The sequence below is a fragment of the Pseudomonas sp. McL0111 genome (genome assembly GCF_052567255.1).
This window is the reverse complement of the sequence record NZ_CP199585.1, coordinates 5,682,599-5,696,856: the sequence shown is the minus strand read 5'-3', so window position 1 is coordinate 5,696,856 and position 14,258 is coordinate 5,682,599. Positions and strand designations below refer to the sequence as shown.

Annotated in this window: 15 protein-coding genes and 2 pseudogenes; 11 read left to right on the top strand and 6 right to left on the bottom strand. The window is 60.6% G+C overall.

All coding sequences use genetic code 11. From position 1 onward, the window contains the following. Positions 1–3 precede the first annotated feature (3 nt). Both ACTWLJ_RS25770 and ACTWLJ_RS25765 read left to right on the top strand, forming a co-directional pair. Positions 4–672: a response regulator transcription factor gene (locus ACTWLJ_RS25770; RefSeq protein WP_445179004.1), complete on the top strand. Its 669-nt coding sequence runs from the start codon at positions 4–6 to the stop codon at positions 670–672. After that, complete coding sequence (locus tag ACTWLJ_RS25765) at positions 669–1,982, top strand: sensor histidine kinase (protein WP_445179003.1); 1,314 nt, start codon at positions 669–671, stop codon at positions 1,980–1,982. Before ACTWLJ_RS25770 ends, ACTWLJ_RS25765 begins: the two co-directional genes overlap by 4 nt. A gap of 144 nt (positions 1,983–2,126) precedes the next feature. Here the strand turns inward: ACTWLJ_RS25765 and ACTWLJ_RS25760 are convergent, their stop codons facing one another. Both ACTWLJ_RS25760 and ACTWLJ_RS25755 read right to left on the bottom strand, forming a co-directional pair. After that, positions 2,127–2,882, bottom strand: a complete 756-nt coding sequence (locus tag ACTWLJ_RS25760) for a methyl-accepting chemotaxis protein (protein ID WP_401210711.1) — start codon at positions 2,880–2,882, stop codon at positions 2,127–2,129. Positions 2,883–2,984: 102 nt separating this feature from the next. Then, positions 2,985–3,131: pseudogene (locus ACTWLJ_RS25755) on the bottom strand (HAMP domain-containing protein); the annotation flags it as partial. A gap of 1,558 nt (positions 3,132–4,689) precedes the next feature. Between ACTWLJ_RS25755 and ACTWLJ_RS25750 the strand changes: the two are divergent. From ACTWLJ_RS25750 to ACTWLJ_RS25740, 3 genes and pseudogenes are all read left to right on the top strand, one after another. Continuing rightward, entirely contained in the window at positions 4,690–6,006 is a 1,317-nt protein-coding gene (locus ACTWLJ_RS25750; RefSeq protein WP_445179002.1) for a Na+/H+ antiporter family protein, read from the top strand. Positions 6,007–6,203: 197 nt separating this feature from the next. Continuing rightward, positions 6,204–7,028 (top strand): annotated as a pseudogene (locus ACTWLJ_RS25745) (cache domain-containing protein); the annotation flags it as partial. Positions 7,029–7,064: 36 nt separating this feature from the next. Beyond that, the gene (locus ACTWLJ_RS25740) at positions 7,065–7,886 is read left to right on the top strand and encodes a methyl-accepting chemotaxis protein (protein ID WP_445181416.1); all 822 of its coding nucleotides are present in this window, start codon (positions 7,065–7,067) and stop codon (positions 7,884–7,886) included. Between the two features lie 124 nt (positions 7,887–8,010). On the opposite strand, the gene ACTWLJ_RS25735 is transcribed toward ACTWLJ_RS25740, so the two are convergent. Continuing rightward, a complete protein-coding gene (locus ACTWLJ_RS25735; protein WP_445179001.1) occupies positions 8,011–8,946 on the bottom strand; it encodes a LysR family transcriptional regulator in 936 nt (311 codons plus the stop codon). Between the two features lie 111 nt (positions 8,947–9,057). Between ACTWLJ_RS25735 and ACTWLJ_RS25730 the strand changes: the two genes are divergently transcribed. The 3 genes from ACTWLJ_RS25730 (at position 9,058) to ACTWLJ_RS25720 (ending at position 10,241) form a co-directional block, all read left to right on the top strand. After that, complete coding sequence (locus tag ACTWLJ_RS25730; protein ID WP_445179000.1) at positions 9,058–9,543, top strand: DMT family transporter; 486 nt, start codon at positions 9,058–9,060, stop codon at positions 9,541–9,543. Continuing rightward, on the top strand, positions 9,543–9,998 hold the full coding sequence (locus ACTWLJ_RS25725) for a DMT family transporter (protein WP_401210627.1): 456 nt from the start codon (positions 9,543–9,545) through the stop codon (positions 9,996–9,998). The genes ACTWLJ_RS25730 and ACTWLJ_RS25725 overlap by 1 nt, the downstream gene beginning before the upstream one ends. Positions 9,999–10,082: 84 nt before the next feature. After that, positions 10,083–10,241 carry a metallothionein gene (locus tag ACTWLJ_RS25720; protein ID WP_401210630.1) on the top strand — a complete coding sequence of 53 codons (159 nt, stop codon included), beginning with the start codon at positions 10,083–10,085 and terminating at the stop codon, positions 10,239–10,241. A gap of 38 nt (positions 10,242–10,279) precedes the next feature. Here ACTWLJ_RS25720 and ACTWLJ_RS25715 read toward each other — a convergent pair whose 3' ends face one another. Together ACTWLJ_RS25715 and ACTWLJ_RS25710 are read right to left on the bottom strand one after the other, a co-directional pair. Continuing rightward, a complete protein-coding gene (locus ACTWLJ_RS25715) occupies positions 10,280–10,552 on the bottom strand; it encodes a hypothetical protein (protein ID WP_445178999.1) in 273 nt (90 codons plus the stop codon). A 37-nt stretch (positions 10,553–10,589) separates the two neighbouring features. Beyond that, on the bottom strand, positions 10,590–10,817 hold the full coding sequence (locus ACTWLJ_RS25710) for a DUF6555 family protein (protein WP_401210635.1): 228 nt from the start codon (positions 10,815–10,817) through the stop codon (positions 10,590–10,592). Positions 10,818–10,962: 145 nt separating this feature from the next. Here ACTWLJ_RS25710 and ACTWLJ_RS25705 point away from each other — a divergent pair, with 145 nt between their 5' ends. From ACTWLJ_RS25705 to ACTWLJ_RS25695, 3 genes are all read left to right on the top strand, one after another. Further along, a complete protein-coding gene (locus ACTWLJ_RS25705; protein WP_445178998.1) occupies positions 10,963–11,730 on the top strand; it encodes an AraC family transcriptional regulator in 768 nt (255 codons plus the stop codon). 218 nt (positions 11,731–11,948) lie between these two features. Beyond that, positions 11,949–12,122 (top strand): DUF1427 family protein, encoded by a 174-nt coding sequence (locus tag ACTWLJ_RS25700; protein ID WP_080750762.1) that lies wholly within the window; start codon positions 11,949–11,951, stop codon positions 12,120–12,122. 31 nt (positions 12,123–12,153) lie between these two features. Beyond that, complete coding sequence (locus ACTWLJ_RS25695; RefSeq protein WP_445178997.1) at positions 12,154–13,110, top strand: quinone oxidoreductase family protein; 957 nt, start codon at positions 12,154–12,156, stop codon at positions 13,108–13,110. A 123-nt stretch (positions 13,111–13,233) separates the two neighbouring features. Here ACTWLJ_RS25695 and ACTWLJ_RS25690 read toward each other — a convergent pair whose 3' ends face one another. Continuing rightward, positions 13,234–14,256, bottom strand: a complete 1,023-nt coding sequence (locus ACTWLJ_RS25690; RefSeq protein ID WP_445178996.1) for a purine-nucleoside phosphorylase — start codon at positions 14,254–14,256, stop codon at positions 13,234–13,236. Positions 14,257–14,258 lie beyond the last annotated feature (2 nt).

Below are 14,258 nucleotides of genomic sequence, written 5' to 3'. Positions count from 1 at the left end.
TCGATGCGTTTGCTTCTGGTGGAAGACCACGTACCGCTGGCCGACGAACTGCTCGCTGGCCTGCAGCGTCAGGGTTATGCGGTGGACTGGCTGGCGGACGGGCGCGACGCGGTCCATCAGGGCAGCAGCGAGCCTTATGACCTGATCATTCTCGACCTCGGCCTGCCGGGTATTCCCGGGCTTGAAGTGCTGGCGCAATGGCGGGCCGGTGGGTTGGCGATCCCGGTGCTGATCCTCACCGCTCGCGACTCCTGGGCCGAGCGCATCGAAGGCCTCAAGGCTGGCGCCGACGATTACCTGACCAAACCATTCCACCCCGAAGAGCTGCACCTGCGGGTGCAATCGTTGTTGCGCCGCTCCAAGGGCCAGGCCAATCAGCCGACGCTCAAGGCTGCCGGTCTGCATCTGGACGAAGGTCGCCAGTGTGTCACCCGCGACGGTGCCGACATCCAGCTGACCGCTGCCGAATTCCGTCTGCTGCGTTATTTCATGCTGCACCCCGAGCAAATTCTGTCGAAAAGTCACCTCGCCGAACACCTCTACGACGGCGAAACCGAGCGTGACTCCAACGTCCTCGAAGTCCACGTCAATCACCTGCGTCGCAAGCTTGGCAAAAGCGTGATCGAAACCCGTCGCGGTCAGGGCTACCTGTTCGGCGGGCAAGCGCAGTGAGGTCGATCCAGCGCCGCTTGAGCCTCGGTTTGATCAGCGTGATGGTGATCGTCGGCCTGGTGCTGGCGCAAACCAGTTTGTGGCTGTTCGAAATGGGTTTGCAGCGCTACCTCGAAGCCGGACTGCGTAACGACAGCGAAAGCCTGTTGGTGGCGCTGGTTCGCGGCCCGCAGGGTTTGCAGCTGGATGAGCGGCATCTGTCGCCGGCCTATCAGCGGCCATTTTCCGGGCATTACTTCCGCATCGATTTCGCCGAGAGCCATTGGCGCTCCCGCTCGTTGTGGGATCAGGACTTGCCGCTGCTGGAACAACCGGGTTTGCACAGCAACCTGCAACTGGGCCCGGATGGCCAGCAATTGCTGGTGCTGCGTTCGGATTACAAACGGCTAGGCCAGTCGATTTCGATCAGCGTCGCTCAGGACTACACGCCGGTGCGCGAGAGTTTTCAGCGTATGCGTCAGATCGGGCTGGGCCTTGGGCTGGCCGGGTTGCTGCTGATTCTGCTGCTGCAACGGATCACCGTGCGCCGCGCCTTGCGCCCGCTGGAAAAGGCTCGTGAGCAAATCGCCCAACTGCAACAAGGCCAGCGTTCGCAACTTGATGATCAAGTGCCGGTGGAACTGGAACCGCTGGTGGCGCAGATCAACCATTTGCTGGCGCACACCGAAGACAGCCTCAAGCGTTCGCGCAATGCGCTGGGCAATCTGGGGCATGCATTGAAGACGCCGTTGGCGGTGCTGTTGAGTCTGGCGTCCAGCGAACAGCTTGATGCTCATCCGCAATTGCGCAAGGTCCTCAAGGAACAACTGGAACAGGTGCAGCAGCGGCTTAATCGCGAGCTCAATCGTGCGCGGTTGTCCGGCGATGCGCTGCCGGGCGCGCTGTTTGATTGCGATGCGGAACTGCCGGGTTTGTTGGCGACGCTGAACATGATCCACGGCGAACATCTGGCGTTGAGCTACGTGTCACCGCCGGGGCTGCAACTGCCTTGGGATCGAGAGGATCTGCTTGAGCTGCTCGGCAACCTGCTCGATAACGCCTGCAAATGGGCGGATGCCGAAGTGCGCCTGAGCGTGATTGAGCGCACTGACGGTTTCGCCCTGTGCGTGGAAGATGACGGGCCGGGGATTCCTGAAGAGCAACGCGCTCAGGTGTTTAGTCGCGGGACGCGGCTGGATGAGCAGACCCATGGGCATGGGTTGGGGCTGGGGATCGTGCGCGATATTGTCGATACGTGGGGCGGATTACTGGTGCTGGGCGAGAGCGAGTGGGGCGGGTTGAAAGTGGTGATCGAGTTGCCTCGGCGCTAGCATCGATCCCAAGGTCACTGCATAACCTGTGGGAGCGGGCTTGCCCGCGATGGCGTCAGCACATTCAACATTTGTGTGTCTGACACACCGCCATCGCGGGCAAGCCCGCTCCCACAGGGATTTGTGGTGAGCGGGCGTTTCGCATCAAACCCGGAACTGATCCATCAGGCTCTGCTGCTGATTCGCCAGACTATTGAGCGACTGGCTCACCCGCGCCGACTCGTTCGCCTGCTCCGACAACGACTCTGTCACATCACGAATCGTCGCCACGTTGCTGTTGATCTCCTCAGCCACCGCGCTCTGCTCTTCCGCCGCACTGGCGATTTGCAGGTTCATGTCGCTGATGACCGTTACCGCGTCGCCAATCTGACGCAACGCCGTCACGGCCTGGCCAACCTGCTCGACACTGCCTTGCGCCTGACGATGGCTGTTGCCCATTGAACCGACCACATCCTGCGTGCCGCTTTGCAACTGTTCGATCACCTGACGGGTTTCTTCCACCGACTCTTGCGTGCGGCGGGCGAGGTTGCGCACTTCGTCGGCGACCACGGCAAAACCACGTCCGGCTTCACCGGCACGCGCCGCTTCGATGGCAGCATTGAGCGCCAGCAAATTGGTCTGTTCGGCGATGGCGCGGATGGTTTCCAGCACCGCGCCGATCTTCTCGCTATTGGCGGCCAGGCCTTCGACCTGAACCATTGCCGCGCTCATGTCGGCGGCGAGGGTGTCGATACTGGCGGTGGTGCGGTCGATCACGGTCAGGCCCTGACGGGTAGCGCGGTCGGCGTCCTTCGCGGCTTCGGCGGCCTGCGCGGCACTGCGAGCGACGTCCTGGGCGGTGGCGCTCATTTCGTGGGACGCAGTCGCAACCTGATCGACCTGACGGTATTGCTGCTCCATGCCGGCGCTGGTCTGGGTGGCGATGGCCGAGGATTGGTCGGCGGTGTTGCGCGCGTCCTGCACCGAGCGTTTCACTTCGGCAATGATCGGTTGCAGCTTGTCGAGGAAACGGTTGAACCAACCGGCCAATTGACCGAGTTCATCCTTTTTGTCGTACGCCAGACGACGGGTCAGGTCGCCTTCGCCACTGGCGATGTCTTCGAGCATGTGCGCCACGCCGAGGATCGGATTGGTCACGCTGCGCGCCATCAGCCACACCAGCAACAGGCCGATCAACGCGGCGATGGCGCCGAGGCCCAGTTCCATCAAAGTGCCGGCGTTGTTACTGGCGTCCAGTTGTTGTTTGAGCGCTTCGGCTCGCGCCACCAGAACTTTTTCCGGCACATCAAGCAGCACGCCCCACGACGGACCACCGGGAATCGGCTGGAACGGCGACAGCACTTTCAACTGGTCATTGCTGTGCAGACTGTTGACCTGGCTGCTGTTGGCGAGCAGGCGCAACAGTTCGGCACCGCTGGTTTTGTCCACGGCATCCAGACGCTGGCTGAGTTTGCCGGCGTCTGGGCTGTAACCGGCGAGCAGGCCAGCGGGGCTGACGATGCTCACGGCGGTCTGACCGTCATAGAGCTTTTTGCTGGCGTTCTGGCTGACCGCTTGCAGGCTGTTGAGGTTGATATCGACCGACAGCGAGGCGATGACTTTGCCGTTGACCATCAGCGGGAAGACGATGCTGGTCATCAGCACCTTCTGGCCGTCGATCACATAGAAGTACGGTTCGATCACGCACGGTTTGAGCGTGGTGCGCGGGCAGGTGAACCAGGCGTTGGCCGCCTGACCGCTGGGGCCGGTGCTGGTGTCGGCCATGTCGCTTTCCGGCAGTGCCATCGAGGTGACTTTGCCCGGGGTCGGCTGCGACCAGTACAGAGCAAAACGGCCCTTGTCGTTGCTACCGAGTTCGGCCTGACCGGCGAACAGTTCATCCTTGCCATCCAGCGCGTTGGCTTCGAACACCAGCGACAAACCGAGCAGGTCAGGGTTGGCTTGCAGCGCCGACTTCACCTGACGGGTCATGTCTTCGCGCAGATCGAAGGCGTCGAGGAAGCGTTTTTCAGCCTGTTCACGCAGGAACAACACCTGGCGCGAGAAGCCGTGGCCGTACTGATAGGCATCCATGAACTGCTGACGAATGCCGAGGGCCTGCACTTCGCCTTGGGATTCGATGCGCGACTGGGCTGATTCGGTGAGCATTTCCATGCTCGAAGCTTTCACCAGTTCAGAACTGTGCTCCATGCGATACAGCGAAAGACCCACCAGCAGGGTCACGATGCCGGCCAGGCACAGCCCGGCGAGCAGGGTGATTTTCCATTGGATGGAAAGTTGTCTGAGCGACATGGAGAGCGTCCTTATTCGATAAATATCTGAGACTTTGCACTGTAACGGCCGCGTTTCGGCTTTCTTTATCCTTGAAACACAATATGGCGAATTGCCGCACTTTGCAGTGCTGAACGCTTTCCGTGGCGAGGGGATTTATCCCCGATCGGCTGCGAAGCAGTCGCAAAACCTGCCTGTTTGATTTTCCTGGACGATCTGCAGGGGGCGGCTTCGCCACCCAACGGGGATAAATCCCCTCGCCACAATGGACATTTGCCATCCAGGTATCAGGCAGTCGCTTTGACACCGCGCCCACTCTGCGGCACAGTGCGCGCCCTTCTAATAAGACCCTCTTTGCAAATCCGCCGATGATGTTCTGGCGGACTCATTCTGTCTGGCGGTGAAAACTTCATCGCAGTGTTTTTGAGGTAACGAAATGAATGCAGTGATTGCTGCGGTCGGCGTCATGCTGATCCTCAGCCTGTCCCGCGTGCATGTGGTGATCGCTTTGATCGTCGGCGCGCTGGTGGGTGGCCTGACCGGTGGTCTGGGCATCGACGCCACCCTGAAGGCGTTCAACAGCGGCCTGGGTGGCGGCGCTACCGTGGCGTTGTCCTACGCGTTGCTCGGCGCTTTCGCCGTGGCGATTGCCAAGTCCGGACTCGCGCATGCACTGGCCGACAAGGCGCTGGCGATGGTTGATCGTCAACACGCAACGGGCGGTGGCAGCGTCAAATGGCTGTTGATCGGCCTGCTGTGGGTGGTGGCGATTGCCTCGCAGAACATCATCCCGATCCACATCGCGTTCATTCCGTTGCTGGTGCCGCCACTTCTATATGTACTGACCAAGCTGCAACTCGACCGTCGGTTGATTGCCTGCGTGATGACGTTCGGTCTGATTACGCCGTACATGTTCCTGCCGGTGGGCTTCGGCAACATCTTCCTCAATGAAATCCTGCTGGCCAACGTCGCCCGCAGTGGCGTTGACATCAGCGGTATCAATGTCACCCACGCCATGGGCATTCCGGCGCTGGGGATGATGACGGGGCTGGCGATTGCGTTCTTCAGCTATCGCAAGAAGCGCGTCTATGACCTGTCGAAGATCGAACAGGTCGAGCAAGTCGCGGTGCAGTACAACCCGTTGAGCCTGTTGATCGCTGGTCTGGCGATTGCCTGTGCGTTCATCGTTCAACTGTTGCTGGACTCGATGATTATCGGGGCATTGGCCGGTTTTCTGATCTTCTCGGTGTCGGGTGTGGTCAAGTGGCGTGAAACCGATGATCTGTTCACCGAAGGCATGAAGATGATGGCGATGATCGGCTTCATCATGATCGCCGCCTCCGGTTTCGCCGAAGTGATGAAGGCCACCGGCGAAGTACAGACGCTGGTCGAATCGTCGGCATCGTGGATCAACCACAGCAAAGGCGTCGGCGCACTGTTGATGCTGCTGGTGGGGTTGCTGGTGACCATGGGCATCGGCTCGTCGTTTTCCACCGTGCCGATTCTGGCAGCGATTTTTGTGCCGCTGTGCGTGCAACTGGGCTTCAGTCCGATGGCGATTGTCTGCATCGTCGGCACTGCCGGGGCGCTGGGCGATGCCGGTTCGCCGGCCTCGGATTCGACGCTCGGCCCGACTTCCGGTTTGAACATCGACGGTCAGCATCACCATATCTGGGACACCGTGGTGCCGACGTTCCTGCACTACAACCTGCCGCTGCTCGCATTCGGCTGGGTGGCCGCAATGGTCCTCTGATACCGCACTGATCCTTTGTGGGAGCTAGCCTGCTAGCGATAGCGTCAAACCAGTCAGACATCTGGTGACTGATACATCGCAATCGCCAGCAGGCTGGCTCCCACAGGGGCGGGGTTGAATCCTTGGCTCAACTTTTGGTTTCGCGTGCCGTTAAAGCCTTTAAGCACGCCCAATAAAACCAAAAGAGTGAGCCCCCAATGCGCCTGAGTCTCAAGGCTAAAGTCCTGTCCCTTGCCGTCCTTCCGGTCTTGCTTTTTGCCGTGGTCATCAGCCTGACCACGCTGTTCATTCTGCAAGAACAGGCACACAAGGAAGTCGAGCAGACCCGCGAACGTCTGCTCAACGACGCCAAAGCCACCCTGCAAAGCTACGTTGCCGTGGCCATGACCACGATCAAACCTTTGTACGATGCCGCCGCCCCCGGTGACGCCGATGCGCGGGCGCAGGGGATCAAACTGCTGTCGGGGATTCGCTACGGCAAGGACGGCTACTTCTTCGGCTACGACTCCGAGACCGTGCGCCTGTTCAAGGCCAACGACCCTGACGGCGTGGGCAAGAGCTTCAAGGACAACCGCGATTCGAACGGCGTCTACGTCAACCTCGGCCTGGTGAAAGTGGCGAAGGACGGCACTCACTATCTGCAATACAGCTCGCCGCTGCCGGGCAATGCCCAGGTGCAGGTGCCGAAACTCGGTTACACCGAATACCTGGCGAAGTGGGACATGGCGGTCGGTACTTCGGTCAACCTCGACGGCATCGAAGCGCAAGTCGCGGTGGTCGAGGCGCAGGTGCAGGAGCGCGTGCAAGGCGTGATCCTGAGCATCGTCGGCGTGGCGGTGGTGGTGCTGCTGGTAATCGCGGCGGCGGGCATGATCCTCGCCAATACCATCCTGCGCCCGCTGACCCTGATGAAAGCCAACCTCGATGATATTGCTGCCGGTGAGGGTGACCTGACTCGCCGACTGAACATCACCAGCCAGGATGAACTCGGCGAACTGGCCGGCTCGTTCAACCGCTTCGTCGACAAGATCCATGGTCTGGTGCGGCAGATTACCGAGATGACCACGCAGTTGACCGGGCTGGTGACGCAAGTCTCCGATCAGGCGCAGCGCTCGGACAAGGCGATGGAACGTCAGCGCCACGAAACCGATCAGGTTGCCACGGCAATCAACGAAATGTCCGCCGCCGCCCAGGAAGTCGCCAAGAGCGCGCAGAACGCGGCGGTCGCTGCGCAGCAGACCGACGAAGAAGGCCAGAGCGCCAAACGTGTGGTGGCCGGCAGCATCAAACAGATTCATGCGTTGGTGGATGATATTCGCAGCAGCGGCGTGTCCCTCGACAGCCTGCAACAGGACGTGACTTCGATTGTTGGCGTGCTTGGGGTGATCCGTTCGATTGCCGAACAGACCAACCTGCTGGCGCTGAACGCTGCGATTGAAGCGGCACGAGCCGGTGAGGCCGGGCGCGGGTTTGCCGTGGTTGCCGATGAGGTACGCGCGCTGGCCAGTCGCACGCAGATCAGCACTCAGGAAATTCAGGGGATGATCGATCGCTTGCAGGCCGGTACACAGTCGGCGGTGGAAGCGATGCGCCGCTCCAGCGAAGCGGGTGACGGCACCTCGGCGCAGGCTAATCAGGCCGGTGCGTCGCTGGATGCGATGGCCAATCTGATCGCCACCATCAACTCGATGAACGCCCAGATTGCCAGTGCTGCCGAAGAGCAGACGGCGGTGGCGGAAGAGATCAACCGCAGCGTGCATCAGATTGCGGTGGCGGTGGATAACGTCGCGGATGAAACGCAACTGGGGGCGCAGACATCGCGCAGTCTGGCGGATCTGGGGCAGCGGCTTGGTCAGCTTGTTGGCCAGTTCCGCATCTAAAGAACACCGCACAACCCTGTAGGAGTGAGCCTGCTCGCGATAGCGGTGTATCAGTCGCCAGATATGTTGACTGGTCTGGCGCGATCGCGAGCAGGCTCACTCCTACATTGGTTTTGTGTAGGGTTCAGGGTCTGTCCCAGTAGGGGATGGCCCCGAAGCATTCGATATAAAAATCGATCACTGTCCGCACCTTCACCGACAGCCGCCGGCTCCCCGGCCACAGCACCGCAATCTGTTGCGGCTCAAGGCTGTTCGACACCTGATATTCCCGCAACACCGGCACCAGCGTGCCTTCACGTACCGCTTCACCAATCAGCCACGACGGAAACATCACCAGCCCCAGGCCCTGCACGGCGGCTTGTGTGAGGGTGTCGGCGTGGTTGCCGGTGATCGGGCCTTTGACCGAATACGGTGTCCAGTCCTGTTGCTCGCGGCGGAAAAACCAGCGCTGCTGGCCGGCCGCACCTTTATAGGCCAGGCATTGATGCTGCGCCAGATCTTCGGGGTGCTGAGGCGTGCCGTGGCGTTGCAGATACGCCGGGCTGGCGGCGACCTGAAAGCGGTGTGGCGCGAGAATCCGCGCCTGCATGCTGGAGTCGTGCAGCGGGCCGATGCGGAACAGCAAGTCCGCGCCTTCCTGCAGCGGGTCGACGTAGTGGTCGGTCTGCTGGATATCCAGTTGCAGTTTCGGATAGCGCTCACACAACTGGCCAAGCCACGGCGTCAAATGCCGTTGGCCGAACACCACCGGGGCGTTGATCCGCACCAGACCGGTGGGTTCGCTTTGCTGTTCCTGCAACGCCTGTTCGGCTTCTTCCAGTTGTACCAGCACCAGCCGCGCATGGTGGCCGAGCATTCGTCCGGCTTCGGTCGGCGTGACGGCGCGGGTGTGGCGGTAGAGCAATTGCTGATTCAGCGCTTGTTCCATCAACTGGATCTGCCGGGAAATCGAGGAGGGCGCCACGCCTTCGCGGCGGGCGACTTCGGAAAAGCTGCCGTGATCGAGTACGGCGACAAACAGCCTTAGCGCCTTGAATCCCAGTTCGTTGAGCCCGTGCATGATCGATCCTGTTGTGCGAGTTGCGCAAAAGTGTTGTCCGGATGCTCCCATTTATCGCACAGCTGTGCCAGCCGATAATCCGCGCCATCGTTTATTGGACAGGGTGTGGTTATGCAGACGTTGGACGAAGCAAATGTGGTGCAGCCGGTGACTAAACCGGGTTTGCGCTTGTTGCTGCTGCCGCTGGTGATTCTGGCGGGCATGGGGTTGTCGGTGGAGGCCGGGTTGCTCGGCCCGTTGGGTGAGCAGGTCGGGCATCTGTGGGCGACATTGAGCATCTTTGGTGTCGGCTCGGCGATTCTGTTTTTGCTGCTGTTGTTTGCGGGGCCGCAGAAGGGCCCGGCACTGACTGATCTGCCGCGCTGGCAATTGATTGGCGGGTTTCTCGGGCCGATGTATGTGGTGGTGCTGACGCTGGCGACGCCGCATATCGGCATTGCGATGACGATGATTGCGATTCTGTCGGGGCAGGTTGGCAAGAGTGTGTTGATCGACCATTTCGGCTGGTTCGGTGCCACGCGCAAGAAGGTCAACGCTGAGCGTTGGCTGGCGTTGGGGTTGATTGTGGTGGCACTTGTTCTGATAGCGCGGGGTTGATGATGAGTCTGGTTATTTTGTTGGCGGTGGTGGTGTTGGCCGGTGCGGTGCTGAGTGTGCAGGCGGCGATCAATGGGCGGCTGGGTGAATCGGTCGGGGTGTTGCGCAGTAGTCTGCTGACGTTTGTGGTGGGCGCGGTTTCGACGGGGCTGTTGATTTTGTTTTTCGAGCCGGCGCAGGCGCTGAGTTTACTGGATGTGCCCAAATGGCAGTTGAGCGGGGCGTTGTTCGGGGTGGTTTACATGATGGTCATGGTTGGCGCGGTGCCGCGGGTGGGGACGGCGGTGGCGACGGTGGCGGTGATTGTCGGGCAGTTGGGGATGGGCATGTTGATTGATAATTTTGGCTGGTTGGGCAATCCGGCGATTGAGCTTTCTTCCAGTCGGGTGTTGGCGATGGGGTGTTTGGGGTTGGCTTTGGTGTTTATGTATCGCAGTAGTGTGCGTTCGGATTGAACCCAGGTACCCCCCGGCCATCTACACTGTGACGCACGGTGCGTTTTTCGCACTGGACGACCATCACAATTGGAGTCTGCCTTTATGTCCGATAAAACCTGTGACTGTCCGAAATGCAACTGCAAGCTCGGTGAGCATCCAGTTGTGCGCCACGGCAAACATTTTTGCTGTGAGGCGTGTGCCCATCATCATGAGAATGGCGCAGAGTGTTCGAGCAAGGGCTGCAAGTGCGCCCATGGCTGAGCATTGCCGATAAAAGCTGTGCCATAAAAAAGTGGAGCCTAATCAGGCTCCACTTCAAGTTTCAGGCTTTCGTCGTCCAGCCGTTCGATATGCCGGACTATGCCCTGCAATTTTCTGCCTTCAACGTGAACCACGATGATAGTCGCCTGATGCAGGTCGTCCGGCACGGGGGCCGGTACGCGCAGGGCGAAGCGGTAGGGGTCGTCGACTACGGCTTCGAGGCCGACTTCGCATTCGATGCTTTTGGTGATGCGACCGAAGAAGGTGTCCAGGCCGTAGTCCAGATGCGCCGGACTGTAGGTGATGGTCATGCACGTTCCCCCGTTTGATTCGAATCTTCAGTGAAGCCTAGCTCGTCGGCCGCCAGCTGACGTTTTCCACGCCGAATTTTTCTGCCATCGGCTTGCTGGTTTTTTGTACCTTCTCGCGGCCAAAACGCGGGATGCGGCCCACGCCGGCGTCGCAGCTTGCCCAGTGCCAGGCCTCGGCGTTGTCCATTTTGTCCGAGCGGATAATGAACGACTTGGGGCTGCCGTGAAGGGTGTAGTCGATGACGTAGAGTTTTGCGTTGTTCATAAAGCCCTGATTCCTCCCTGTGGTATTAGAAGGATCGCGGCGCACCGGGAAAATTCACTCGGATTGTCCGACGGTATCTATCATTGGCGACGCCGTAAGCGACTGGTTACCATGGCGGCTTCGCCAACCCCAATGATTGCTCACCATGGCCCTCGCTGCGCCCCCTGATTTCAGTAATCCCGATGTGCCGGTGCAGCCGCTGGCGCGGACGTATCCGCGTGGCTTGTTTATCGAGCCGCATGAGCATGACTGGGGGCAATTGCTGTATGCGATGAGCGGGGTAATGTGGGTCGAGACCCCGCATGAGGCGTTGGTGGTGCCGCCGCAACGAGCGGTGTGGTTGCCGCCGGGGGTGCCGCACGGGATTCGGGTGGTGTCGGATTTGCAGATGCGTAATATCTACCTGCGCCCGGCCCTTGCCGCGACGCTCGATGACAGCGTGCAGGTGATCGAGGTCGGCGGGCTGCTGCGTGAGTTGATCGTCGGGCTGGTGGAGCAGGGCGATAGCGGTGCGCCGGAATATTACGAGGCGCTGGTCGGGCTGGCCTTGCTTGAGCTGAAACGCGCAAGGCGTTCGCAGTTGAAGATCCCGTTACCGGACGATTCCGACCGGCGTTTGATGCATCTGTGTCAGGCAGTGATGGCGGCGCCGTCGCTGGATATCTCCTTTGAGCAACACGCGGAAAACGCCGGAGCCAGCGTGCGTACTTTGGCTCGCTTGTTCAAGGACGGTCTGGGCATGGGCTTCGCTGAATGGCGGCGCCAGGTGCAGTTGGCGACGGCGGTGGCCGAGCTGATTCAGGGCGTGGCGGTGAGTGTCATTGCCCGCGAGCTGGGCTACTCGCCGAGCAGCTTCAGCGACATGTTCCGCAGAGAGCTGGGCGTGGCGCCGTCGCAGTTCACCGTGGATTGACCCAACTGCACAAAACCTGTGGGAGCTGGCTTGCCAGCGATGGCGTCGTCACTTTCAGCATCTTCGTCGCAGAAACACCGCTATCGCTGGCAAGCCAGCTCCCACAGGGTTCTACAGCGAACTCCGGGATTTGGCCGAAATTCAGAAGTCCTTGGCCGACGCTTTCACCGAACCTTCCCTAGACTCTGCCCATTCCTTTCAAGCGGCGGAGTTGTCCCATGAACTACCTGATTTCGCTGGCCATCGGACTGGGCGTCGGCCTGCTCTATGGCGCGCTGGATTTTCGTTCTCCTGCGCCACCGGCCATCGCGCTGGTTGGTCTGCTGGGCATGCTGGCCGGTGAGCAGTTGTGGCCGATGGGCCGGCAACTGGTGTCTGGCTGGTTGTCCTGAAATTCCTCTTTTTCCTTCGGTGGACGTATTCATGAAAGCATTGCAATTCGATAAAACCGGCGACTTGTCTTCCCTGCGTTACGTCGAGGTGCCGACCCCGGTGCCGGGCGCTGACGAAGTTCTGGTGCAGATCAAGGCTGCGGGCCTGAACCCCAGCGATGTGAAAAACGTGCTCGGCCGATTCCCTTACACCACGCTGCCACGGATTCCCGGCCGCGATTTTGCCGGGGTGGTGGTTGAAGGGCCGCAGGCGCTGATCGGTCAGGAAGTCTGGGGCACCGGGCGAGAGTTGGGCTTCTTCGCTGACGGCTCGCACGCGCAGTTCGTCAAACTGCCGGCCAGCGGTGTGGCGCACAAACCGACGCATTTGAGTTTCACCCAGGCCGCCAGCCTCGGCGTGCCGTACACCACGGCATGGGATGCGCTGGAACGCAGTCTGGTAACGGCGCAAACCCGTTTGCTGGTGATCGGCGGCGGGGCAGTGGCGACGGCGGCATTGGCGCTGGCCAAGGTTCGTGGTGCGCAACTGTTGGCGGCGGCGCGGCGGCCGGAGCAGGTCAAGGATTTGCAGGCGCAGGGTTATCAGACGATTCAACTGGATCAGCCTGAAGACCTCGGTGCGCAGGTCAATGCGGTTTACGCCGGTGGCGCTGATGTGATTTTCGACACCACCGGTTTCTGGCTGCCGGCCTCGGTCGCGGCGCTGGCGACTTTCGGGCGCATCGCGATCATCGCCGCACCGGTCGATGGTCATGTGCAGTTGCCGGCACTGGCGCTGTATCGCAAGGGCGGTTCGGTGGTCGGGATCAACTCGTTGCTGTACGGCGTCGCTGCGTGCGCGGCGATGCTCGATCAGTTCGGGCGGTTTTTCGATGAGGATCTGCTGCCGTTGCCGCAGGGCCTGGTGGAATCGCCGTTGGCTGAAGGGCTGGAACGTTATACCGAAGTGAATCAGGGTGGCGGTGACAAGATCATTTTGATCCCCTGAAATCACCGAAAACCCTGTGGGAGCTAGCCTGCTAGCGATAGCCATCAAACAATCGATGAAGATGTTGACTGGAAAGACGCCATCGCTAGCGGGCTAGCTCCCACACGTTGTACTGCGTTGATCTCAGGATTGCGGGACGCCGTTTTCCCATGCCGACCAATTTTTGAGAATGTCCTGCACCAGCGGATTACCCGTGCGATAGAGGTTTTCCAGTGCCGGGACGAAGCCGCCCTGATCGGCGTACTTCAGCAGGTTGTCGACTTCGCTGCCACCGGGAGCAGGGCGGTCGAAATCGGAGCCGGCGCGAACCACCGCCAGACGTTGCACGTCCACCAGACCTTCGCGGCTGGCGCGCAGCAGCGCTTCGTAGGTGGAGTTGTCTTCCTGTTGGGTGGTGCAGTATTCGCCTTTGTTGTCAGTCAGCAGTTTGGTCCAGACTTCGGCGCGTTCGCTCAGACGCGTACCGGAGAACCAGGTATTGCCGGCCAGCGTGTCGCAACGGGTCACGACCGGTGGTTGATTGGCCGGGGCGGACGGATATTTGCGGCGCCATGCAGCCGACTCCTTGCTTTCGCTCAGTTCGACCTTGTGGCTCAGGGCGAAGGCTTTGGCCTGCAGTTTCGGATTGAGTTCGAAGACTTCGGTCTTGTAATCCAGCGGCGGTTTTTCGTTCGGGCCTTTGGTGTTGATGCCGATGTAACCGGTCGGCCAGCTCGAAGGCACGTCACGCGAATCGAGTTCCCACTGGGTACCGAACTCCACCAGATAATGCGCCCACGCGGCGGTGCCGATGGTCCCGTGTTTCGGGCTGATGCCGGCAATGCCGGCGATCAGGAAGTAGCTTTTGCGCAGGTCAAATTTTGGCGACAACGCCAGCGCCAGCGTTGAAGCGGCGGCGTTGGTCTGGCCCATGCCGGTGGTCATCAGGCACACCTGCTGCGTGTTGCAGCGGATGGTCGGGTATTCGGCGGACAGGCCCGGCACGCGGATTTCCTGCTTGAGTTGCAGGCGATCGATCCAGTTCTGCGCCTCGGGGGCGAACATGGTGATCAGCATCACTTTCGGCTGGATCGGTGCTTCATTCGCCCAAGCGGTGGAAGAGAGCAGGGCCGCAGCGGCCAGCGACAGACGCATCATTGCTTGCATAA